The sequence below is a fragment of the Burkholderiales bacterium genome, from assembly GCA_036262035.1.
Taxonomy (GTDB): domain Bacteria; phylum Pseudomonadota; class Gammaproteobacteria; order Burkholderiales; family SG8-41; genus JAQGMV01.
Window position 1 is genome coordinate 801,368 of the sequence record DATAJS010000010.1, and the last position, 21,667, is coordinate 823,034.

Here is a 21,667-nt window from a genome sequence, read left to right on the forward strand (position 1 = left end):
CTTGGGACTGGACGCGATCGGTACGCAGTTCGTCTTGTACGCGCGCAGCCTCGGCGTCGACTTCACCGGGACCGCGACGATCGGCCGGCAACGTTTTTATGTGACCTCACGAGAGCTCGGAGCCAGCCTGACGAAATTCGGGTTCGAGTGTTCCGATTCGTCGGCCGACGCCATTCTCAAACGCGACGAGGGCTACGCGGACGGGTTGTTTCGAATGCTGGGTGCAGAAGAAATACATTCCTTCGATCACTCCGGCTACGAAGGGGCGACGCACATTCACGATCTCAACGAGCCGCTACCGCAGCATTTGAAGCGACAGTATTCGGTGGTCGTGGACGGCGGATCCCTGGAGCACGTGTTCGACTTTCCCACGGCGATCAGGAATTGCATGGAGATGATCCGGGTCGGCGGACATTATCTGGGCATCGCGCCCGCGAACAACTTCATGGGCCACGGGTTCTATCAGTTCTCGCCGGAGCTGCTTTGCAGCGTATTCGCGGGCAGCAATGGTTTCGAGCTGACTCATCTGGTCGCCGCCGAAGTCAGAGCGAGGCCTCGATGGTACCTGGTGAACAACCCCCTGCTGTCGGGCGGCCGCGTTACGTTGACCAACAGCACGCCTGTTTACCTTCTTACGATCGCCCGGAGAATCGCGGATGTCGAGCCCCTGTCGCATCCGCCGCAGCAGAGCGACTTTGCCGCCGCGTGGCGCCGTCACGCGACGCAGACCGATGAGCGGGATACGAGGACCGGGGCTTCCGGCAACACGGGCGCGTTCATGTCGATGGCGCGGCGTCATACTCCAAGCGTAATGAAAAGACTTGTACGGTCGATCGTCGAACGCGTCCGACAGGCACGGGTTCGTCTGCGTGCTCGCCGGTACTCCGGGTTCGATCCTGAATTCTTCCAGCCATTCGACCCGGTGGCTTCCGCCAGAAAGCGCTGACGTGGTTCCGGTCAAACTACTCGCCGCGAAAGTCGCCACCAAGCTACGCGAGGCGATCGAGGAGCAGTCGGCGCACGACATCTACCGGAAGTATCGCGATCTGACGATGCTCTCCGAAGCGGTCTTCGTCAGCAATCTCATGCTGTGCAGGCGCAAAGCGCCCGCGGCCGGATGCATCGTCGAATGCGGCGTGTGGCGAGGCGGCATGAGCGCGGGCATGTCCGACGTCCTGCCCGGCCGCGTGCATTACCTGTTCGACAGCTTCGAAGGCCTGCCGCCGGCGCAGGAGATCGACGGGGAGGTCGCGCTGGCCTGGCAGCGCGACGCTGCGGGACCGGCGTACTTCGACAATTGCCGCGCCGAGCGCGTCCACGCCGAGAGCGCGATGCGCATGTCGGCGGCCGGAGCCGCTCGCATCGTCGGCGGCTGGTTCAGCGATACCGTCCCGGGTTTCGTGCCCTCGGAGCCGATCGCGGTGCTGCGCCTCGACGCCGACTGGTACGACTCCACCCTGCAGTGCCTGACCGGGCTGTATCCCCACGTCCAGCCGGGCGGACTTGTGATCGTCGACGATTACTACGTCTGGGACGGCTGCTCGCGGGCGATCCACGATTTCCTCTCGCTGCACAAGCGCGTCGAGCGGATAGAGCAAAGCCGGGGCGTGTGCTACTTCGTCAAGCGTTCTTCCTCGAGCCCAGCGCCTCCTTGATGAGGCGATATCTTCGCGCGGCGACTTTGTCCCACGTGTAATCGGCCGCCCTGGCGCGCGCCGCGTCGCCCATATCGCGCCGCAAGTCCGCATCGCCCGCGAGCTTGCGCAGCGCCTCGACCCACGCATCCTCGTCGTGAGGGTCGACGACCAGGCCCTCCTTGCCGTCCCGGATGACGCTGCCGGCGCCGATCGGCGAGATCAATGCCGGCAGCCCATGGCCCATCGCTTCGTAGCTCACGAGCGGGCTGCCTTCCTCCAGCGTCGGAAAAGCGAACACGTCCGCCGCACGGTAGACCGAGCCCGTGTCGCGCGTGTAGGAGAGATGGATGACGTCGTCGCGCGCGAGATGATGCGCGCAATGCTTCTCGACCGTGGGCTCCATGCGCCCGAGCAACACGAGCCGGCCGCGGATGCGCGCGCGGCTCCATGCGTCGAGCAGCAGATGAGCGCCCTTGCGCACGCCGATGCCGCCGACGAACAGCACGGTCACGCCGTCGATCTGGGGCAGCGCGCGTGTCGTCGCGCGATACCGCGCGGGATCCCAGCCGTAGCTGCAGCTCAATATCCGGCGCGCCGGAACGTCGCAGTCGAGCAGCGACTCGGTCACTGCCGGGCTGGGGCTGAAGATGAAATCCGCGGCCTCGGCCTGCGCCTGCTGCGCCGCGAGCACGCCGTCGGTGTAAGTGTGCTCGAGAGGCCATCCCCTGCGGGCGTACGCGTCTTCGATGAGGCGTTTCGCGGTGTGGTCCATGGTGTTGATGCGCTCGAGGAAAACGACGCAACCCCGTTGGCGCAGCGCGCGCATCAATGCGGTGCTGCAGCCGCGATAGACGTGAGCCGCGTCGCCTTCGCGAAACGCCCTGACATACGAGGACTCGAGGATCGATCTGGGCCAGTCGCCGCCCGGGTGCAACGCCTTGTTCAGCCGGAACAGGCATGAATGGGCGATGCCGGGTATCGGCGTGCGCACGAAATCCGCACGTGCCGCGGGACCGCGGCGCATCACCCAGAGCTCGGCGCGAAGGTCGGTCAGGGCGAGATGCCGCGTCAACGAGAACGGAGGATGGCTCGTATGCTCGTCGTTGCAAGCGAAGGGAAACAGCGTGCGGTACGTCATGTCCCTTTTGTCGTCACGCGGCTGTTGTAAATTATGCGCTGGAAAGTCGTAAAAACCTGGAGCGCATTTTTTCGGGCGCGAGGAGCACAGTCATGTCGGACAAGGTCGTCATCAGGACCGTCGACGAGCTGAGGGGCTACGTCGGCAAGGAAGTCGCGGTCGGCAAGTGGATCGCGATCACGCAGGATCTCATAAACAAGTTCGCCGAGGCGTCGGGCGATTACCAGTGGATACACGTCGACGTCGAGCGCTGCGCCAAAGAGTCGCCGTTCAAGAAGACCATCGCGCACGGCAACCTCTCGTTCTGCCAGCTCTCGTCGATCGCGCGCAACGCCGACGTCGAGCTGCCGCCGACCAGGATGGGCATCAACTACGGCGTCAACAAGATCCGCTACACCGGCATCGTGCCGGTAGGCTCGAAGATCCGCGGGCGCTACAAGCTGCTCGACATCAAGGACATCGACGACAAGACCATCCTGCTCACCTGGGGCGTCACCGGCGAGATCGAAGGCGGCGAGAAGCCGATCCTCATCGCCGAGACGCTCTCGCGGCAGACGCTCAAGTGACCGCCACGTCATTGCGAGGAGCGGGAGCGAAGAAGCCATCGCGGAACGTCCGCGCGCGCATCGCGTGTGCGTTCCTGGTTTCGGTCGCGAGCAGTGCGCTCGCCCAGACCTATCCCGCCAAACCGCTGCGCATCATCGTTCCGTGGACCGCGGGCGGCACCGCCGACCTGCTCGCGCGCACCGTCGGGCAGAAGCTGAGCGAAAGCCTCCACCAGCAGGCCGTGGTCGACAATCGTCCCGGCGCGGGCGGTCTCATCGGCACCGAGGTCGCGGCCAAAGCGCCACCGGATGGTCATACGCTGCTCCTCGCGACGACCGCGCCGAACTCGGTCGCGATCAGCCTCTATCCCAAGATCCCGTTCGACCCGGTGAAGGACTTCGCGAACGTCTCGCTCGTCGCGCGCACTTGCTACGTGCTCTCGGTACATCCGTCGATGCCGGTGAAGACCGTGAAAGACCTGATCGCGCTCGCCAAGGCGCAGCCGGGCAAGCTCACCTTTTCGTCGCCGGGCTCGGGCACACCGAACCACCTCTCGGGCGAGATGTTCAAGATGCGCGCCGGCGTGAACATGCAGCACGTGCCGTACAAAGGCAGCGCGCAGGCGATACAGGACGTGATCGCGGGGCATATCGCCCTGAGCTTCGAGAACATCACCGTGGTGAGCACGCATGTTAAATCGGGGCGCGTGCGCGGCGTGGCGGTGACGAGCCTGAACCGCTCGGCGGTGCTGCCTGACATTCCGACGATCGCCGAATCCGGCCTGCCCGGCTTCGACGCGGTCGGCTGGTTCGGTGTCGTGGTGCCGGCGGCGACGCCGCGCGACATCGTGACCAGGCTCAACGCCGAGATCGTGCGCGGCCTCGCCGCCGCCGACGTGAAGGAGCGCATCTCGACGCTCGGCGCCGAGCTCGTCACCTCGACACCGGAGGAGCTCGACCGCTTCAACCGCGCCCAGATCGCGCAGTGGGCGAAGGTGGTGAAGTTCGCGAACGCGAAGCCGGATTGAAATGTGACTCCGACCCGGTTTAGAACAGCCCGGCACTCTCGAATTTCAGGAACAGCTCACGGCATACCCAGGCGTCGGTCGCCGCATAGGTGATCTGCGCCGGCGTGAGCCGTCGCGCCGCCCAGTTCGACGTGCGATTCCCCTTCGGGATGCGGTAGCCGAGGAGCAGCCCCGCAAGATTGCGCACGCCCGATTGCTCGATGCCGGCGCGGCGCGCGACCGCGCCCAGCTCGACGACGTTCCTCGCCTCGAACGGAAACACCAGCGCCAGCGAGCGCAGGTCGTGCGCGAGCGCGACGCCGGCTTTGACGATGCGAGGCTCCTCCAGAAGCTCGGTGAGTGCCGCAACGGTATCGGCCCCGGGCCTGAAGAGATACACCGCGCGAGCGGTCGCCGCCTGCACCAGGCACGGCAGATGGCTCTCGCCCTTGCGAAACGAAGGCCGTGTCTCGGTATCGAAGCCCACGACGCGTTCGCTGCGGATGTCGTGGAGCGCAGCGTCGAGGTCTTCGGCGGCCGTTACCAGCCGGATGTCGCCCTCGAAGCGGCGGATGGGCAGCTCGGCAAGGTCCTCTCTGGAGATCGAAAGAGCGGCCGGCGGATGATCGCGCATCCGACGCTTACCGAGCGGCCAGCGACGACGCCGGCGCCAGCGACGATCCGCGCAGCTCGTTGATCGCCTTCGCCGCTTCGTCGAGCGTGCGCAGCGTGCCGGGATCGACCGGCAGCGCCTGTGCGCGCTCCCTCCGATAGCGCCGCTCCGCGTCGCCCGGAATCTCGATCGGCGCGTTCGGATCGGTGCGCCGCGCCGACTGCACGTAGTCGATGAACTCGCGCGCTTCGCGCTCGTAGTGCTCGGCCGCGCCGAAGCGCGACGGGTCGAAGACGATCGCGAGCATGTTGTTGTAGAGACCGGGCGGACGCAGGCGGGAAGGCTCGGGCGTAGTGCCGCCGAAGATCGCGGCGCCGAGCAGGTCGCACACCATCGCGAGCGCATAGCCCTTGTGTCCCGCGGCCGTGAGCAATGCGCCCAGCGGCTCTTCGTACATCACCGCCGGGTTCGTCGTGGCCTTGCCTTGGTGATCGATCAGCGCGCCGACCGGCGCCTGCGCCTTGCGGTTGTACGCGACGCGCACCTTGCCGACGGCGATCGCGCTGGTGGCGAAATCGAGCAGGATCGGCGGACCGTCCTTGCGCGGCAGGCCGACCGTGAGCGGGTTGGTGCCGAAGCGGCTCTGGCCGCCGCCGTGGGGCGAAACCAGCGGCCGGCTCACCACGTTGGTGAAGTGGATCGACGCCAGGCCGGCGGCGATCGCTTCCTCCGCCCAGTGGCCGACGCGGCCGATATGGTGGGTGTTGCGCAGGCCGATCATCGCAATGCCGTTCTTCCGCGCGCGCTCGATGGCGAGCTCCATCGTCTGGTGCGCCATCGACTGCCCGATGCCGCGGTTGCCGTCGACGACCAGCAGCGTGCCGGTGTCGGTGACGACGGTGATCTCGCGGTTGAGCTGGAGCTCGTCCGCCTTGAGCGAGCGCACGTACGGCAGCACCATCGCGACGCCGTGCGAGTCGTGCCCCGCGAGATTGGCGCCGACGAGATGCTCGGCGACGCGCTGCGCTTCGTCCGCCTCGCAGCCTGCCGCGAGCCACAGATCCCGCACCCACGCGCGCATCGCGTCGGTCGGCAATAACACGTCACCGTCCACTGTTCTCTCCTTACCACCAAATCCGGGTCAGAGTCACATTACCGGAAACAAATGTGACTCTGACCCGGATTTCTGCGGCGTTAGAATCGGTGCTCCGAAAATAGCATGGCAGTGGCTGAAGGAGCGCGAACATGAGCGAAGCACAAGTCGTCCATTACGAAGTCGAAGACGGGGTCGCCGTCATCTCGATCGACAACCCGCCGGTGAACGCGCTCGGGCCGGGCGTGCGCGAAGGGATCATCGAAGGCGTGGAGAAGGCGAACGCCGACGCGAACGTCAAGGCGATCGTCCTGATCGGCGCCGGCCGCAGCTTCATCGCCGGCGCGGACATCCGCCAGTTCGGCAAGGCGCGCTCGGTGACGACCGGCGCGAGCACCAAGGCGCTCGACGAGAGTAAAAAGCCCGTCGTCGCGGCGATCCACGGCTTTGCACTGGGCGGCGGCCTCGAGCACGCGCTGGCGTGCAATTACCGGGTCGCGGTTCCGAGCGCGAAAGTGGGGCTCCCCGAGGTGTTGATCGGCGTGCTGCCGGGCGGCGGCGGCACGCAGCGTCTGCCGCGGCTGATCGGACCGAAAGCCGCGATGGAGATGATCGTCAGCGGCCGCCACGTGCCCGCGCCGGAAGCGAAGAAGCTCGGCATCGTCGACGAGATCGTCGACGAGAAGAACCTGCGCTCTGAGGCGATCAAGTACGCGAAGAGCCTCGCCGACAAGCGCCCGCTGCCGCGCGTGCGCGACAAGACCGACCGCCTCGAAGAAGCCAGGGGCGACGCCGGCATGTTCGAGGCGATGAGGAGGTCGATCGCCCGCAAGGCGCGCAATCAGAAAGCGCCGTACTACTGCATCGACTGCGTGGAAGCGGCGACGACCCAGTCGTTCGACGAAGGTGTTGCGTTCGAGCGCGCGAAGTTCGCGGAGCTCGAGAACTCGGACGAAGCCAAAGCGCTGCGCTACGCGTTCTTCGCGGAGCGCGAGGTCGCCAAGATCCCCGGCGCGCCCAAGGATCTGAAGCCCGCGAAAGTGAAGTCCGCCGCGATCGTCGGCGCCGGCACCATGGGCGGCGGCATCGCGATGTCGTTCGCCGACCACGGCATCCCGGTGAAGGTCCTCGAAGTCACGCGCGAAGCGCTCGACAAGGGGCTGGAGCGCGTGCGCAACAACTACGGGGTGAGCGTGAAACGCGGCAGCCTCACCCAGGCGCAGGTCGACGAGCGCCTGCCGCTCATTCAGCCGGTGACGAGCTATGACGATATCGGCGACGCGGACGTCGTCATCGAAGCGGTGTTCGAGCGCATCGACGTCAAGAAAGACGTGTTCCAGAAGCTCGACCGCGTGATGAAGCCCGGCGCGATGATCCTCACCAACTCCTCCGCCATCGACATCGACATCATGGCGAACGAGACCAAGCGCCCGCAGGACGTCGGCGGCGCGCACTTCTTCGCGCCGGCCAACGTGATGAAGCTGTGCGAGGTCGTGCGCGGCACCAAGACGTCGATCGAGACCATCGCCGGGGCGATGAAGATGGGCCGCGACATCGGCAAGATCAGCGCGGTCGCGGGCTCGTGCGACGGCTTCGCGGCGAACCGCAGCCGCGCGCCGTTCGTCACCGAGATGTTCCTCATGCTCGAAGAGGGCGTGCTGCCCGAGCAGGTCGACAAGGTGATGGTGAATTTCGGCTATCCGATGGGGCCGTTCGCGGTGAGCGACCTGTCGGGTCTGGACATCAGCTACGACACGCGGAAGCGCCGTGCCGCCGCCGATCCCAATTACCGCAAGCTCCACGTGCCCGACCGCCTCGTCGAGATGGGCCGCAAGGGCCAGAAGACCGGCGCGGGCTGGTACCGCTACGAGAAAGGCGACCGCACGCCGCACCCGGACGAAGTGGTGAAGAGCGTCATCGCCGACGTGGCGAAGGAGTTCAACGTCCCGCAGCGCGAGTTCAGCGACGACGAGATCCTGAAGCGCCTGCTGCTCGCGTCGGTCAACGAAGCGTGCAAGATCCTCGAGGAAGGCAAGGCGTATCGCGCGAGCGACATCGACGTCATGTGGCTGCACGGCTTCGGTTTCCCGCGCTATCGCGGCGGGCTCATGTTCTGGGCCGACAACGCCATGGGCGCGAAGGCGATCCTCGCCCAGGTCAACGAATGGCACCAGCGTTACGGCGACCGCTGGAAGCCGTCGAAGCTGTTGCAGGCGATCGGCGCGAGCGGCGGCAGCCTGCGCGAAGCGAAAGGCGCTGTCTAACTCGCTGCCGATGGCGGACTTCCTTCATCGACCGGCCGGCACCGATGCTTTGCCGACCGCCGGCAGCGTCGCACGCACCGACCAGGCGGTGCGCGCCGTGCTTCGGACCGCCGACGGCGGTGTCCTGATCTCGTCGATCGCGCGCAGGCCCGACGGTTCGTTCAGCGGCGAAGTCTACGGCGTGACGCCTCGCGAGCGTGCGGTCGCCGTCGGCGACCGCGTCACGTTCAGCGAGTCGCAGATCTTCACGTACAAGACTTCCGGCGGCGAAGGCACGAGCCGTGACGAAGTCGAGCGCGCGCAGATGATCCGCGCTTTCGGTGAAGCCTTCAGGGACGCCGCGGCACCGAGCACGGAGCGCACTGCCCCGGAGCCGCTCGCGCCGGACGATTTTGCGTTCGAGCCCGTCGCCGCTCCCGCAGCGCCTCGCGCCGAGCCGCCGCGGGCGCCGGCCGAGCCCGAGATCAGCGTCGACGACGCGTATGCGCTGCTCGGAGGCGCACGCGTCGAGCCGGTTTGGAAAGAGACGCCTGAGCCCGTCGTGCCGCCCCCGGTCGTCGAGCAGCCCCCGCCCGCGCCTGCACCAGAGCCGCCGGCGCCTGTCGAAGCAGCACCGGTCCCGCGCGAGACGATCGCCTGTATGGAATGCGGCGCGACGCTCGTCGTGCCGACGACCGAAGGCGGGCCGCCTGCGAAAGTGAGCTGTGGACGCTGCGGGCGCATCAACAGTAATTGGGGTCAGGTCCACATTTCAAGCTGAAATGTGGACCTGACCCCATTTGAGGGGGACCCGTGTCGCAAGCACGATCCGATGTCGTGGTGGTCGGTTGCGGTATCGCCGGGCTGGCGGCCGCCGTCGCCGCTTTGCAGGGCGGCGCGACGGTGACCCTCCTCGAGCGCAGCCCACGCGAAGAACGTGGCGGGCAAACCCGCTACACCGAAGCGTACCTGCGGATGAAGAGCGAGGCCGAGGTCACCGACGACTTCGAGGAGATGTTCGCGAACAACGGCGGCGGCTATCTCGATCCGTCGCTGGTGCACGCCGCCGCGGGCGAGCGCGAGACATGGCCGCCGCTCCTGAAGTCGCTCGGTTTCGCGGATCCGGAGATCGTGTCGGCCTTCGCCGAAGCCGCGGGTCCGACGGTGCAGTGGCTCAAGACCTTCGGCCTGAAGTTCGATTTCCTGCCGACGCAGTTCCTCACGCGATCGCAGCCGCGCCTGCTGCCGATCGGCGGCGGCCTCGCGCTGGTCGAAGCGCTCGCGGCCGCAGCGGAAAAGCTCGGCGCGACGTTCGTCTACGACACCGCGGCGACCAGCCTCATCCAGGATGACGCGGGGCGCATCGCAGGCGTGCGGGCGATCGGACCCGGCGCTCAGCGGCGGGCCTTTGCCGCGCGCTCGGTCGTGCTCGGCTGCGGCGGCTTCGAAGGCAACCCCGAGATGCAGACGCGCTACATCGGCCGGCGCTCCCTGTTCCTGCGCCCGGTGTGCCGCGGCGGCTACTACAACAGGGGCGAAGGCATCGCGATGGCCCTGGCGATCGGCGCCGCGCCGTGCGGCGACTACGGCAGCTATCACGCCGAGCCGATCGATCCGCGCTCGGGCGTCGCCGAGCCTTCGGTGTTCATCTTCTCCTACGGCATCCTCGTCAACAGCGACGGCCGCCGCTTCGTCGACGAAGCGCAGTCGACCATCGACGCGTGCTACGAGCGCATCACGCGCGAGATCTACGACCAGAAGAACGGCATCGCGTATGCGGTGCTCGATGCGCGCCACACGCGCATCCCCGACTACAGGCTCGGCCTGCGCACCGACCAGCCGCCGATCGTCGGACAGACGCCCGGCGAGCTCGCGACGAAGCTCGGCATACCTTCGCAAGCGCTCGAAGCGACCATCGCCGAATACAACGCGGCGTGCCGCGAAGCGCCGTTCCAGCCGCTCGCGCTCGACGGCCTGGCGACGACCGGGCTGTCGCCGCCGAAATCCAACTGGGCGCACCCGCTGAACGAGCCGCCGTTCCACGCCTACCCGATCATCTCGTCCAACGTGCTCACCTTCGGCGGGCTCAAGGTCGATCGACATGCGCGCGTGCTCAACCAGCAGGGCGACCCGATGCCGGGGTTGTATGCCGCGGGCGAGGTGGTCGGGCTCTATTACAAGAACTACGTCGGCGCGACTTCGGTGCTCAAAGGGGCGGTATTCGGCCGCTTCGCCGGCGAGCATGCCGCGATGTCATTGCGAGGAACAGTGTGACGAAGCAATCCCGGAACGCCCGATCTTTGCGTGCGCCACGAGGTCGCCACGTCGCTTCGCTCCTCGCGACGACGGTTTTCTGTGTTGCGCACGCATACGCGCAAAGTTATCCCTCCAAGCCCGTCCGCATCGTCGTCGGCTTCCCGCCCGGCGGCGCGACCGACGTGGTCGCGCGCACGATCAGCGACAAGCTCGCCGAGTCGCTGGCCTACCCGGTCATCGTCGACAACCGCGCGGGCGCGGCGAGCAACATCGGCGCGGAGATCGTCGCGAAGTCGCCGAAGGACGGCTACACGCTCTTCATGGGCACGGTGTCGACGTCGGTCAACCCGAGCCTCTATCGCAAGCTCGCGTACGACCCGCTGCGCGATTTCGTCCCGGTGACGCAGGTCACCGGCACGCCGTTCGTGTTCGTGGTGCACCCGTCGCTGCCGGCGAAGAGCGTCAAGGAGTTCATCGCGCTCGCGCGCGGCAAACCCGGCGAGCTCAATTTCGGCTCGGCCGGCAGCGGCTCGGGCGCGCATCTTTTCGTCGAGATGTTCGCTTCGATGGCGAAGGTCAAGCTCCAGCACGTGCCGTACAAAGGCGCCGCGCCGGCCACGACCGCGATCCTCTCCGGCGAGACCATCTTCATGTTCGAGAACATCGTGACCGTGCTGCCGCTCGCGCGCGCCGGCAAGCTGCGCGCGCTCGGTGTGACGACCGCCAAACGCTCGGCGGCCGCGCCAGACATACCGACGATCGCCGAAGCGGGCGTTCCCGGTTACGACGCGAACGCGTGGTTCGGCATCTTCGCGCCGGCAGGGACGCCGCAGGCGATCGTCGACCGCCTCAACACCGAGATCGTCAAGATCGTGAAGCTGCCCGAGACGCGCGAGCGCTTCCTCGCGCTCGGCGCGGAGCCCGCGGGCACGAGCGCCGCGGAGTTCGGCGCGTTCTTCAGGAACGAAGTGGCGAAGTGGGCGAAGGTCGTGAAGGAATCGGGCGCGAGAGTGGAGTAATCGAATGGCAATGCGCATCTGGCACCAGAGCTTTACGGTTCTCGAGCAGCTGCCGGCGTACGCCGCGCGCCTCCAGGAGCATTTCGGCAAGGTCGCGCGCCCCGACACCGAGGTCGTGATGCACGGCATGCACGCCAGGACCTACCGCACCCACTACCCCGGCACCGACATCAGCCACAACTACATGCAGTACCTGCACGGGCAGCAGTTCGTGCTCGGCGCGATCGCGGCGGAGGAAGCCGGTTTCGACGCCTACGCCATCATGTCGATTCCCGAGCCCGCGCTGCGCGAGGCGCGCAGCCTCGTCGACATCCCCGTCGTCGGCTACGGCGAGAGCTCGATGCTGATCGCGCGCATGCTCGGCGAGCGCATGGGCGCGCTGATCTTCATCGAGGGCATGATCCCGGTCATCCACGAAAACGCCGCGCGCATCGGCCTTCAGGACAAGTTCGCGGGCGCGCGCTTCGTCGGCTTCACCTTCGACGACGTGCTCAAAGCGTACGAGGCGCCGGCGGAGTTGCTGCAGCGCTTCCACGACGCGGCGCGCGCGATGATCAGAGACGGGGTCGACGTGATCATCCCGGGCGAAGCGCCGCTGTGCGCGCTGCTCATGAAGCACGGCATCACCCGCGTCGACGACGTGCCGATCGTCGACGCCCTCGGCGCGACGATCAAGATGGCCGAGACGATGGTCGATCTCAAACGCTCCAGCGGCCTCGCGCCGGCGCGCGGCGGTTACTACACCGGCAAGCCGCCGCGGGAGCGTGTGAAGGAGCTGATCGGGCTCTACGGGATGGATCACCTCTGGCCGGCGGCGAGCTGACGGGCGTCGTCTTCGTCTCCGCCGCGCGCGAGCGCGGTGCGCGCCGAGTGCAGGCGGTGCAGGGTGATCTGGCGCACCACCGCCTTGCTGGCATCGATATGGCTGCGCAGCAGCAGGTGCGCCTGGTCGACCCGGCGCCGCATCACGTTGCGCAGGATCCCGGCATGCTCTTCGTACGTGGCGTCGATGCGCGTGGTCTGCGTGAAGTCGAGGCGGCGGATGATGCGGATGCGCTCCGAGACGTCGCCGTGGATGCGCGCGAGCTCGGGGTTGCCCGCCGCGGCGACGAGTCTCTCGTGGAACGCTTCGTCGAGCGCGCACACCGCCTGCGGGTCGCGCAACCGCTCTCCGGCGGGTACGAGCCAGGTCGCGCAGAGTATGTCGAGCCCGGGCGTGTGCGGCAGGTCGCAGACCTTGCGCACCGCTGCGAGCTCGAGGATGACGCGCACGTCGTAGAGGTTCTCGAACGCCGCGAAGTCGAACGGCTTGACGCTCCAGCCGTTGCGTGACGACACCTGGATGTAGCCTTCGCGCTCCAGCCGGTACAGCGCTTCGCGCACCGGCGTGCGCGACACGCCCGCGCGCTCGGCGACTTCGGTCTCGGTGAAGCGATCGCCCGGCAGCAGCGAGAAATCGAAGATGTCGCGCTTGATGCGCTCGTAGACCGCGATCGCGCGGCTCTTGCTCGCGAGGTCGGTCATCGCTCAGGACGCATTCACGGCTTCGAGCAGCGGCGGCTCCGCAACCGGCGCCTTCTCCTGTTTCGGCACGAGATGGCACGCGACGCTGTGCAGGTCGGTGTAGTGACCGAGCACCGGCGCTTCCTCGGTGCACTGCGCGACCTGCGAAGGGCAGCGCCCGGCGTAGCGGCACACCTTGGGCGAAGGATCGATGGGGCTGCGCGGCTCGCCGTCGGCGCGCACTCGCACGCCGCTCCCGCCGTCGATGCGCGGCACCGAGGACACCAGCGCCCGGGTATAGGGATGCTGCGGCCGGTCGAAAATCTCCTGCGCCGGGCCCGATTCGACGACCTTGCCGAGATACATCACGAGCACGCGGTCGCACAGGAGACGCACCACGTTCAGATCGTGCGAGACGAAGAGATAGCTCATGCCGAGCTTCTCGCGCAGCTCCGCCAGCAGCTTGAGGATGAGCGCCTGCACCGACACGTCGAGCGCCGACGTCGGCTCGTCGAGCACGAGCAGGCGCGGGTTCAACGCGATCGCGCGGGCGATCCCGACGCGCGCTTTCTGCCCGCCGGAGAGCTGATGAGGGAAGCGCGACAGGAGCTCGGGCGCAAGACCGGTGAGCGACGCGAGCTGGCGGACGCGCACGTGCAGCGCGTGCCTGTTGATGCGCCCGCCCAGGAGACGCAGCGGCTCGGCGATCGCATCGAACGCGGTGAAGCGCGGGTTGAGGCTTTCGGTCGGATCCTGGAACACCATCTGGATCTGCGCGCGCTGCGGCGTCTTCGCGAAAGCGTGCGCCGGCGTGACCGCGATCGAGCGTCCGGCGAACAGGATGTTGCCGTCGGTCGGATCGATGAGCCGCGTGAGCATCCGCACCAGCGTCGACTTGCCGCAGCCCGACTCGCCGACGAGGCCGACGCTCTCGCCTTCGGCGATGGTGAAGCTCACGCCGTCGACGGCGTGCAGCCACCGCGCTTTCTCCGGCGGCTGCACCGGCGGCCGCACGAGCTGCACGAGGCTGCGGCTGCCGCGCTTCACCGGGAAGCGCTTGGAAAGCTGGACCGCTTCGAGGAGCACGCTCATGCGGCGATTCTCGGGTAATGGCAATAGACGCGGTGCGCGTCGCCGGTGGTGTGCACGGGCAGCGGCCGCTCGGCGCACTCGGCGCGCCGGCTCTCGCAGCGCTCGCTGAAACGGCAGGGCGGCAGATCGCTCCGGCGCAGGTCGGGCAGATGGCCCGCGACCGACACCAGCTCCGCGAGCTGGCTGCGGCCGTGGGGCGAGGCGGCGATCAGGCGCGCGGTATAGGGATGGCGCGGCGAGGCGAACACCTCGCGCGTCGGCGCGGCTTCGACGACGTGGCCGGCGTGCATCACCACGATGCGCTCGCAGTACGACGCGGCGAGCCCGAGATCGTGCGTGATGAGGACCGTCGCCATGTGCCGGGCCCGGGCGAGCTCGACGATCAGGTCCATCACCGCGGCCTGCGTCGTCACGTCGAGGCCGGTCGTCGGCTCGTCCGCGACGAGCAGCGCCGGGTTGCACGCGAGCGCGAGCGCGATCATGACGCGCTGGCACATGCCGCCCGAAAGCTCGTAAGGGTAGGCGTTGTAGCGGCGTTCCGGGTCGGGGATGCGCACCTGTGCGAGGCATTCGATCGCGCGCTGTCTCAGGTCCGCGCGCCGCGTGGCGGTGTGGCGCTTCAGCACGTCGGCGATCTGGTCGCCGACGCGGCGGATCGGATTCAGCGCGGCGCGAGGGTTCTGGAAGATCATCGAGACTTCGCGGCCGCGCTGCTCGGCGCGCTCGCTCTCGGTGGCGGCGACCATGTCGAGCCCGCCGAAGACCGCGCGGCCGCTCGTCACCTTGCCGGCGGCGTCGAGGATGCCGAGCACCGCGTACGACAGCACCGATTTGCCCGAGCCCGATTCGCCGACGATGCCGACGGTCTCGCCTTTGTGGACCTCGAGGTTCACGTGCTCCAGCGCGCGCACCGTGCCGCTGCGCGTCCTGAACTCGACCCCGAGGTCTTCGACCGCGAGCAGCGGCGTGCTCACGTGCGCCTCCGTGGGTCGATGAGGTCGCGCAATCCGTCGCCGAGCAGGTTGAAGCAGAACACCGCGAGCATCAGCGCGGCGCCGGGGAACAGCGACACCCACCACTCGCCCGAGATGATGAAGCTCGCGCCTTCGGCGACCATGATCCCCCATTCCGGCGCAGGGGGCCGCACGCCCAGGCCGATGAACGACAGACCGGCCGCGTTCAGGATGGCCCAGCCCATGTTGAGCGAGATCTGCACCATCATCGGCGGCAGGATGTTGGGAAAGAGGTGCACCGCGACGATCCGCAGGTCGCCCGCGCCCGCGAGCCGCGCCGCTTCGACGTAACCTGCCTCGCGCCGCACGTTGATCTCGGCGCGCGAGAAGCGCGCGTAGAACGGCAGGTTGATGATCGCCGTCGCCAGCACGATGTTGAAGACCGTGTTGCCCAGCGCCGCGACGATGCCCATCGCGAGCACGAACAGCGGGAAAGCCATGATGGTGTCGACGACGCGCGCCAGCAGCCGGTCGGCCACGCCGCCGTAGAAGCCGGCCAGCGATCCGAGCACGCTGCCGACCACGAACGACAGCGCCACCGCGGAGATCGCGATGCCGAAGTCGAGCCGCGCCGCGGCGACGACGCGCGACAGGATGTCGCGCCCGAGCTGATCGGTGCCGAACCAGTGCGCGCTCGACGGCCGCTGCAGCGCGGCGGCCGCGTCGGTCGCGAGCGGATCGTATGGAACGATCCACGGCCCGACCGCGGCGCACGCCACGAACAGGAAGAACAGCGCGAAGGCGGAGAATGTCAGCACGTTCTCGCTCATCACGTAGCGCGCGTGGGCGAGCATCGCGGCGAGCGGCGTTCGCGGAGCGGTCGCGAGGCTCATGCGGTTTCCATTCTCGGGTCGATCACGCCGTAGAAGACGTCGATCACCAGGTTGAGCGCGACGTAGAGCAGCGCCATCGCGAGCACGAAGCCCTGCACGGGCGCGTAATCGGACGCGGTGAGCGCTTCGATCGCGAACGAGCCGATGCCCGGCCACGCGAACACTTTCTCGACCAGGATGTTCGCGCCGAGCAGGAACGAGAACACCATGCCGAGCGTGGTCACCACCGGGAGCAGCGCGTTGCGGAAGGCGTAGCGGTACACCACGGTGCCGCGCGACAGGCCCGCGGCGCGCGCGGCGCGCACGAAGTCCGAAGAGAGCACGCCGAGCATCGCCGCGCGGGTCATGCGGGCGAGCGGCGCGAGCGCGAAGAGACCGAGCGTGAACGCCGGCAGCATGAGCTGCATCAAAGCCGCCCGGAACGTCGCGAGATCGCCCGCGAGCAGGCTGTCGATCAGATAGAAACGCGTGATCGCGGGCGGCGCGGTCGTGTAGGGATCGAGCCGGCCGACCGGCGACGGCGCCCATCCGAGCAGGTAATAGAAGACGTAGACGAGCAGGAGCCCGGTGAAGAAGGTCGGCAGCGATACGCCGGCGGTCGTCACGAGGCGGCACACGTGATCGACCCACGAGCCGGGACGCGTCGCCGCCAGCACGCCCAGCGGTATGGCGACCAGCGCGGCGAACAAGAGGCCGGCGAGCGTGAGCTCGACCGAGGCCGGCAGCCGGTTGGCGATCTCGGTCGCCACCGGCTGGCCGGTGTTCAGGGACACGCCGAGCTCGCCGCGCGCGAGATCGCGCACGTAGACCACGAACTGCTCGGTGAGGCTGCGGTTGAGCCCGAGCTTCTCGCGCACCTGCTCGATCGCCTCGGTCGTCGCCGACGGCCCGGCGAAGTACGCCGCCGGATCGCCGGGGAGCGCGCGCGTGAGCAGGAAGGTGACGACGATCACGCCGATCACGCTGGGCAGCGCTTCGAGCAGGCGCCTGAAGACGAGCTTGATCATCGGCTCATCAGATCTTCGCGATCTGCCTGAAGTCCGGCTGGAGGTGGAACCAGTACTGATACCCGGTGATGTTCCGCTGCATCGCCACGTCGAGCCACGGCTGCGCGATCGGGATGCGCGGGACGTCGGTGTTCGCGAGCTCGATGAAACCCCTGACGAAGGCTTCGTACTTCTTCGGATCGCTCTCGAAGCGCGCGGCGTCGATCAGCTTGTCCATCGCGGGGTTCACGTACGAGGGCGTGTTGAACACCGCGTTCTGGCCGTGGTAGTTCCAGAAGAAGAAGTAATCGGCGTAGTTCAGCCAGCCGCCGAAGCGGTTGATCAGCAGCGGCATGTCCTTCTTCAGCATCGCCGCGCGCCAGTTCGCCCCGGGAATCTTGTTGATGGTGACCTTGATGCCGATCGCCGCGAGCGACTCCTGGAGCAGGATCGCGATCGGCTCCGACACCGTCGCCTGCCCGAGGTCGTAGGAGAGCGTCGTCTCGATCGTGCCCACACCGGCTTCCTGCATGAGTTGCTTGGCCTTCGCGAGGTCGGTCGTGTACGGCGTCGCCTGCGGCCAGTCGGCGTTCGCCGGCTTGGGCGTCTTCGCGCCGTAGAGCCTGGTCGCGCGGTTGTAGAAAGCGGCCGACATGATCTTGTCGTACGGGATCGCGTAGGCGACCGCCTGGCGCACCTTGGGATTGTTGAACGGCGGCCTGGTGACGTTCATGCCGACGTACCACATCGAGTTCTCGATCGGCACGCTCGACTCGTTGATCTTGTCGGTCTTGGCGAACTCGTTGAAGTCCTTGGGCGGCAGGTCGAACGAGATATCGGCGTCGCCGCGCTCGAGCAGCGCGCGCCGGTTGCCGGCCGAAGGCACTTCGCGCAGGATGATGCGGCGCATCTTCGGCAGCGGACCCGACTTCCAGTCGTCGTAGCGCGTGAACACCGTCTCCTGTCCCGGCTTCCACGATTCGACCTTGAACGCGCCGCCGCCCGCGACGTTGCTCTTGGTCCAGTTGAGCCCCCACGGATCGTCGGGCGTCGTGTGCTTCTTCACCAGAGCCGAGTTGAAGATCGACGGCACCGGCACCGCGATGTCGGGCATCGCCATCTTGTCGCGGCGGACGAAGTTGATGCGGAAGGTGTGATCGTCGACGACGACGAACTGCTCGGGCTTTTCGAGCGAGCCCGCTTTCATCTGGAACGTGGGGAAGCCGCCCACCGTCACCGCGCGGTCGAACGACCATTTGACGTCCTTCGCGGTCACCGGCGTGCCGTCGTGGAACTTCGCATCGCGCCGCAGCTTGAACGTGACCGACATGCCGTCCTTGGCGAACTCCCAGCTCTCGGCGAGCTCGGGCTCGAGCTTGGCGAAGTCGTAGCTCGGCGTGCCGCTGGAGAGCTTCTTCTTGCCGTAGGTGAGCAGCCGGTCGTAGCAATTCCACGACACGCCGTACGCGGGACGGTTCGCGCCGACGGTGTGGATGTCGAGGCTGTTCGGTCCGAACTCCATCAGCGCCAGCAGCGTTTCCTGCCGCGATTGCGCATAGGCTTTGAACGGCAGCAGACCGGAGGCGGCGCCGGCGCCGAGTGACTGGATGAACTTGCGACGATTCATGATCGATCTCCCCGAAGGACACAAACAAAAGTCATGAGCTTTGCGCGACGTAGTTGCGCCAACCGCCGTAGCCCGAGATGTCGCGGGCGCCGTCGAGCGCATAGCCTTCGCACACGAACCCTTTCACCGTGCGGCCGTCGGCCAGCGTGACGCTGCCGATCGCGAGCGGCGGCGGCACGTCGGCGACGAACGAGCCGAACGCCTCGACCGGCACGCTCCACAGCTCCACTTCGATGGCGGCGCCGCGTTCGCTGCCCACGCGCGCGAGCCCCGGCTTGGGCGGCGTCGTCCCGGGCAGCGCGTACAGCCGGTATTGGGCCGACGTGGCGCACGACTCGATGAGTCGCGCACCGCGCAAGGTGAGCTGATGGTTCAGCGGCATGCCGGACAGGTGCGCGCCGACGACGGCGAGCGCGACCGCGCGCTTGCGCGGCGCGGTGTCGCCGGGCGCCGCATCGGGCAAGGTGAACCGCGTCGCGCCGAGGCGCGTTTCGCTCGCACGGTGCAGCCGGTCCGCGAGCCGCGACAGCGTGTAATCCTCGAGCGCCGGCCCGATCAGGGTGACGCCCGCGGGCAGGCCGTCGGCGCGGAATCCGGTGGGCACCGCGATCGCCGCGAGGTCGAGCAGGTTGACGAAGTTGGTGTACCAGCCGAGGTTGGTGTTCAGCCGGATCGGCTCGGCTTCGACCTGCGCGTGCGTGTAGATCGTCGGCGCGGTGGGGACGGCGAGCGCATCGACCGCGGCGAGCTTGGCCGCACACCGCGTCTTCAAAGCCTGCAGCGTGTATTGCGCCGCGAAGGCATCGACGGCGCTGTGCTTGCGTCCCGATCCGACGATCGCGCGCGTGACGGGGTGCAGGTCGTCCGGGTGCTCGTCGAAGAAGCGGCCGATGGCGGCGAGCCGCTCGGCCACCCACGGACCTTCGTACAGCAGGCGCGCGGTCTCGAGGAAAGGGGTGTAATCGATCTCGACGAGCTCGGCGCCGATCGCCGCGAGGCGCTCGAGGGCGCGCTCGAAAGCGTCCCGCGCGAGCGCATCGCCGCAGAACTCGAGCTGCGATGCTCGCGGCACGCCGCAGCGCCAGCGCGCGAGCGGCCGCTCATCGAGCGGCGCGTCGGCGCGGCTGTAGGGATCCTGTTTGTCATGCCCGCGCGCGAGGTCGAACACGACGCGCGCGTCGCCGACGGTCAGCGCGAAGATCGAAACGCAGTCGAGCGTGCGGCAGGCAGGCACGACACCGCGGGTGCTGAGCAGGCCGCGTGTCGGCTTCCAGCCGACGATGTTGCAGAAACCGGCGGGCACGCGGCCCGAGCCTGCGGTGTCGGTGCCCAGCGCGAAGCTCACCTGGCCGGCCGCGACCGCGACCGCCGATCCGGAGCTCGAGCCGCCCGAGATGTAGCGCGCGTCGAACGGATTCACGCACGCGCCGTACGGCGAGCGCGTGCCGACGAGGCCGGTCGCGAACTGATCCAGATTGGTCTTGCCGATACACAGCGCGCCGGCCGCTTCGAGACGTTGCACCGAGTGCGCGCTGGCGCGCGCCGCATAGGCGAACGCGGGACAGGCTGCGGTGGTCGGCCGCCCGGCGACATCGATGTTGTCCTTGGCCGCGAAAGGCACGCCGTACAGCGGCAGGGGCTCGCCGCGCGCGCGCCGTGCTTCGATCTCGCCCGCGTGCGCGAGCAGAACCTCGCGCGGCGCGACGTCTATCCACACCGGGTTCGAAGCGCGCGTCGCGTCGACGTCCGCGAGCACGTCTTCGACGACACGCGTCGGCGTGAGCGCGCCGGTGGCGTAGGCGCTTTGCAGCCGCGTGAGATCGAGACTGTAAGGAAGAGGCATCGTTATCGGTCGTTGTATGCAAGCCGGTATTCAGCACGACCCATGCCACCGCGCACGTGTACTCAAGTCGTTGTTTTGATACGGACTCGCGAGTGTGCGGTGCGCGATGGGGCGCACTGTTCGAGTGCGGGCCGCGCTCGCTTGGTGCGCGAACGAGCGGTTATGCTCGCGGGGAGGAGGAAGCGTGCAGATGAAAAACATCGCATCAGGTATAGCGGTCTTCAGCTTGGCGTGTGGGGCGTTTGCGGCAGAGAGTTATCCGGCCAAGCCGATCCGTTTCATCGTGCCGTTCGCGCCCGGCGGCGGCACCGACATCACCGGCCGCGCATTGGCGGTGAAGCTGTCCGAAAGCCTCGGCAAGCCGGTGGTCGTCGACAATCGCGGCGGTGCGGGCGGCGTGATCGGTGCGGACATCGTCGCCAAGGCGCCGCCGGACGGTTACACGCTGCTGCTGGGATCGCCGGGTCCGCTCACGATCAATCCCAATCTCCAGAAGACGCCGTACGACGCGCTGCGCGATTTCGCGCCGGTGAGCCTGATTACGATCAGCCCGTTCATGCTGACGGTGAATCCGGGTATCGGGGTGTCGACGGTGAAGGAGCTGATCGCGCTGGCGAAGGAGAAGCCGAACCAGCTCAACTACGGCACCGGCGGCAACGGCTCGGTGTCGCATCTCTCGACCGAGCAGTTCAAGGCGATCGCCGGCATCCAGCTCACCCATATACCTTACAAGGGCAGCAGCCAGTCGCTCGCCGACGTGCTGAGCGGCCGCGTGCAGATCATGTTCGACAACCTGCCGATCGTGCTGCCGTCGGTGCGCGCGGGCAAGCTCAAGGCGCTCGCGGTCGGCACGCGCAAGCGCTCGGCGCTGGTGCCGGAGATCCCGACGATGATCGAGGCCGGTGTGCCGGGCTACGAATCGAGCACCGCGTTCGGCGTGCTGGTGCCCGCGAAGACGCCGCGTCCCATCGTGTCACGTCTCTCGAAGGACATCGCCGCGGCGCTGCAGGGCGATATCAGGGACGCGCTCGCCGCGCGCGGCTTCGAGCCGGTGGGCAGCACGCCGGAGGAATACGCGGCGCACATCCGCGACGAGATGAAGCGCGTCGCGCATGTGGTGAAGCTCGCGCACATCCGGCTGGAGTAGGGACGTGCGTCACGGGATCGCCACGGCGTTCCTATCGGAGCCGCCTCGCGATGACGTCATTGCGAGGAGCGA

At 67.6% G+C, this 21,667-nt stretch carries 20 protein-coding genes; 10 read left to right on the plus strand and 10 right to left on the minus strand.

The annotated features are described in order from the left end of the window. Position 1 precedes the first annotated feature (1 nt). Positions 2 to 946 (plus strand): hypothetical protein, encoded by a 945-nt coding sequence (locus VHP37_11755; protein HEX2827014.1) that lies wholly within the window; start codon positions 2 to 4, stop codon positions 944 to 946. Between the two features lies 1 nt (position 947). Beyond that, on the plus strand, positions 948 to 1,655 hold the full coding sequence (locus VHP37_11760; protein HEX2827015.1) for a TylF/MycF/NovP-related O-methyltransferase: 708 nt from the start codon (positions 948 to 950) through the stop codon (positions 1,653 to 1,655). On the opposite strand, the gene VHP37_11765 is transcribed toward VHP37_11760, so the two are convergent. Next, complete coding sequence (locus VHP37_11765) at positions 1,621 to 2,775, minus strand: glycosyltransferase family 4 protein (protein HEX2827016.1); 1,155 nt, start codon at positions 2,773 to 2,775, stop codon at positions 1,621 to 1,623. The two genes, VHP37_11760 and VHP37_11765, sit on opposite strands and share 35 nt — an antisense overlap. Before the next feature lie 92 nt (positions 2,776 to 2,867). On the opposite strand from VHP37_11765, the gene VHP37_11770 reads away from it, so the two are divergent. Further along, positions 2,868 to 3,341: a MaoC family dehydratase gene (locus VHP37_11770; protein HEX2827017.1), complete on the plus strand. Its 474-nt coding sequence runs from the start codon at positions 2,868 to 2,870 to the stop codon at positions 3,339 to 3,341. Then, a complete protein-coding gene (locus VHP37_11775) occupies positions 3,338 to 4,348 on the plus strand; it encodes a tripartite tricarboxylate transporter substrate binding protein (GenBank protein HEX2827018.1) in 1,011 nt (336 codons plus the stop codon). The genes VHP37_11770 and VHP37_11775 overlap by 4 nt, the downstream gene beginning before the upstream one ends. A gap of 19 nt (positions 4,349 to 4,367) precedes the next feature. On the opposite strand, the gene VHP37_11780 is transcribed toward VHP37_11775, so the two are convergent. Both VHP37_11780 and VHP37_11785 read right to left on the minus strand, forming a co-directional pair. After that, the gene (locus tag VHP37_11780) at positions 4,368 to 4,961 is read right to left on the minus strand and encodes a 3'-5' exonuclease (GenBank protein HEX2827019.1); all 594 of its coding nucleotides are present in this window, start codon (positions 4,959 to 4,961) and stop codon (positions 4,368 to 4,370) included. Positions 4,962 to 4,968: 7 nt separating this feature from the next. Continuing rightward, positions 4,969 to 6,054 carry a malate/lactate/ureidoglycolate dehydrogenase gene (locus VHP37_11785; protein HEX2827020.1) on the minus strand — a complete coding sequence of 362 codons (1,086 nt, stop codon included), beginning with the start codon at positions 6,052 to 6,054 and terminating at the stop codon, positions 4,969 to 4,971. Between the two features lie 131 nt (positions 6,055 to 6,185). Here VHP37_11785 and VHP37_11790 point away from each other — a divergent pair, with 131 nt between their 5' ends. From VHP37_11790 to VHP37_11810, 5 genes are read left to right on the plus strand one after another with little or no spacing between them, the layout of a single operon-like run. Further along, positions 6,186 to 8,297 carry a 3-hydroxyacyl-CoA dehydrogenase NAD-binding domain-containing protein gene (locus tag VHP37_11790; protein ID HEX2827021.1) on the plus strand — a complete coding sequence of 704 codons (2,112 nt, stop codon included), beginning with the start codon at positions 6,186 to 6,188 and terminating at the stop codon, positions 8,295 to 8,297. A 10-nt stretch (positions 8,298 to 8,307) separates the two neighbouring features. Continuing rightward, positions 8,308 to 9,057 carry a hypothetical protein gene (locus VHP37_11795; GenBank protein HEX2827022.1) on the plus strand — a complete coding sequence of 250 codons (750 nt, stop codon included), beginning with the start codon at positions 8,308 to 8,310 and terminating at the stop codon, positions 9,055 to 9,057. A gap of 32 nt (positions 9,058 to 9,089) precedes the next feature. Beyond that, positions 9,090 to 10,550, plus strand: coding sequence for an FAD-dependent oxidoreductase (locus VHP37_11800; GenBank protein HEX2827023.1), 1,461 nt, complete (start codon positions 9,090 to 9,092; stop codon positions 10,548 to 10,550). Between the two features lie 26 nt (positions 10,551 to 10,576). Continuing rightward, positions 10,577 to 11,551, plus strand: a complete 975-nt coding sequence (locus tag VHP37_11805) for a tripartite tricarboxylate transporter substrate binding protein (GenBank protein ID HEX2827024.1) — start codon at positions 10,577 to 10,579, stop codon at positions 11,549 to 11,551. Positions 11,552 to 11,555: 4 nt separating this feature from the next. Then, positions 11,556 to 12,374 carry an aspartate/glutamate racemase family protein gene (locus VHP37_11810; GenBank protein ID HEX2827025.1) on the plus strand — a complete coding sequence of 273 codons (819 nt, stop codon included), beginning with the start codon at positions 11,556 to 11,558 and terminating at the stop codon, positions 12,372 to 12,374. Here the strand turns inward: VHP37_11810 and VHP37_11815 are convergent. The 7 genes from VHP37_11815 to atzF are packed head-to-tail and all read right to left on the minus strand — an operon-like array spanning position 12,350 to position 20,448. After that, a complete protein-coding gene (locus VHP37_11815; GenBank protein HEX2827026.1) occupies positions 12,350 to 13,075 on the minus strand; it encodes a GntR family transcriptional regulator in 726 nt (241 codons plus the stop codon). The genes VHP37_11810 and VHP37_11815 overlap by 25 nt on opposite strands. A 3-nt stretch (positions 13,076 to 13,078) precedes the next feature. Further along, the gene (locus tag VHP37_11820; GenBank protein HEX2827027.1) at positions 13,079 to 14,146 is read right to left on the minus strand and encodes an ABC transporter ATP-binding protein; all 1,068 of its coding nucleotides are present in this window, start codon (positions 14,144 to 14,146) and stop codon (positions 13,079 to 13,081) included. Continuing rightward, positions 14,143 to 15,120: an ABC transporter ATP-binding protein gene (locus tag VHP37_11825; GenBank protein HEX2827028.1), complete on the minus strand. Its 978-nt coding sequence runs from the start codon at positions 15,118 to 15,120 to the stop codon at positions 14,143 to 14,145. The genes VHP37_11820 and VHP37_11825 overlap by 4 nt, the downstream gene beginning before the upstream one ends. Next, on the minus strand, positions 15,117 to 15,992 hold the full coding sequence (locus VHP37_11830; protein HEX2827029.1) for an ABC transporter permease: 876 nt from the start codon (positions 15,990 to 15,992) through the stop codon (positions 15,117 to 15,119). Before VHP37_11830 ends, VHP37_11825 begins: the two co-directional genes overlap by 4 nt. After that, a complete protein-coding gene (locus VHP37_11835; GenBank protein HEX2827030.1) occupies positions 15,989 to 16,999 on the minus strand; it encodes an ABC transporter permease in 1,011 nt (336 codons plus the stop codon). Before VHP37_11835 ends, VHP37_11830 begins: the two co-directional genes overlap by 4 nt. Positions 17,000 to 17,006: 7 nt before the next feature. Beyond that, the gene (locus VHP37_11840; GenBank protein ID HEX2827031.1) at positions 17,007 to 18,605 is read right to left on the minus strand and encodes an ABC transporter substrate-binding protein; all 1,599 of its coding nucleotides are present in this window, start codon (positions 18,603 to 18,605) and stop codon (positions 17,007 to 17,009) included. Between the two features lie 31 nt (positions 18,606 to 18,636). Continuing rightward, positions 18,637 to 20,448, minus strand: a complete 1,812-nt coding sequence (gene atzF / locus VHP37_11845; protein ID HEX2827032.1) for an allophanate hydrolase — start codon at positions 20,446 to 20,448, stop codon at positions 18,637 to 18,639. 190 nt (positions 20,449 to 20,638) lie between these two features. Here atzF and VHP37_11850 point away from each other — a divergent pair, with 190 nt between their 5' ends. Then, complete coding sequence (locus VHP37_11850; GenBank protein ID HEX2827033.1) at positions 20,639 to 21,595, plus strand: tripartite tricarboxylate transporter substrate binding protein; 957 nt, start codon at positions 20,639 to 20,641, stop codon at positions 21,593 to 21,595. Positions 21,596 to 21,667 lie beyond the last annotated feature (72 nt).

Bases quoted from the DNA above. Each gene is read 5' to 3' on its own strand.
- VHP37_11765 (HEX2827016.1), bottom strand. From the start codon at position 2,775: ATGACGTACCGCACGCTGTTTCCCTTCGCTTGCAACGACGAGCATACG.
- VHP37_11770 (HEX2827017.1), top strand. From the start codon at position 2,868: ATGTCGGACAAGGTCGTCATCAGGACCGTCGACGAGCTGAGGGGCTAC.
- VHP37_11780 (HEX2827019.1), bottom strand. From the start codon at position 4,961: ATGCGCGATCATCCGCCGGCCGCTCTTTCGATCTCCAGAGAGGACCTT.
- VHP37_11790 (HEX2827021.1), top strand. From the start codon at position 6,186: ATGAGCGAAGCACAAGTCGTCCATTACGAAGTCGAAGACGGGGTCGCC.
- VHP37_11795 (HEX2827022.1), top strand. From the start codon at position 8,308: ATGGCGGACTTCCTTCATCGACCGGCCGGCACCGATGCTTTGCCGACC.
- VHP37_11810 (HEX2827025.1), top strand. From the start codon at position 11,556: ATGGCAATGCGCATCTGGCACCAGAGCTTTACGGTTCTCGAGCAGCTG.
- VHP37_11815 (HEX2827026.1), bottom strand. From the start codon at position 13,075: ATGACCGACCTCGCGAGCAAGAGCCGCGCGATCGCGGTCTACGAGCGC.
- VHP37_11820 (HEX2827027.1), bottom strand. From the start codon at position 14,146: ATGAGCGTGCTCCTCGAAGCGGTCCAGCTTTCCAAGCGCTTCCCGGTG.
- VHP37_11830 (HEX2827029.1), bottom strand. From the start codon at position 15,992: ATGAGCCTCGCGACCGCTCCGCGAACGCCGCTCGCCGCGATGCTCGCC.
- VHP37_11835 (HEX2827030.1), bottom strand. From the start codon at position 16,999: ATGATCAAGCTCGTCTTCAGGCGCCTGCTCGAAGCGCTGCCCAGCGTG.
- VHP37_11840 (HEX2827031.1), bottom strand. From the start codon at position 18,605: ATGAATCGTCGCAAGTTCATCCAGTCACTCGGCGCCGGCGCCGCCTCC.
- atzF (HEX2827032.1), bottom strand. From the start codon at position 20,448: ATGCCTCTTCCTTACAGTCTCGATCTCACGCGGCTGCAAAGCGCCTAC.
- VHP37_11850 (HEX2827033.1), top strand. From the start codon at position 20,639: ATGAAAAACATCGCATCAGGTATAGCGGTCTTCAGCTTGGCGTGTGGG.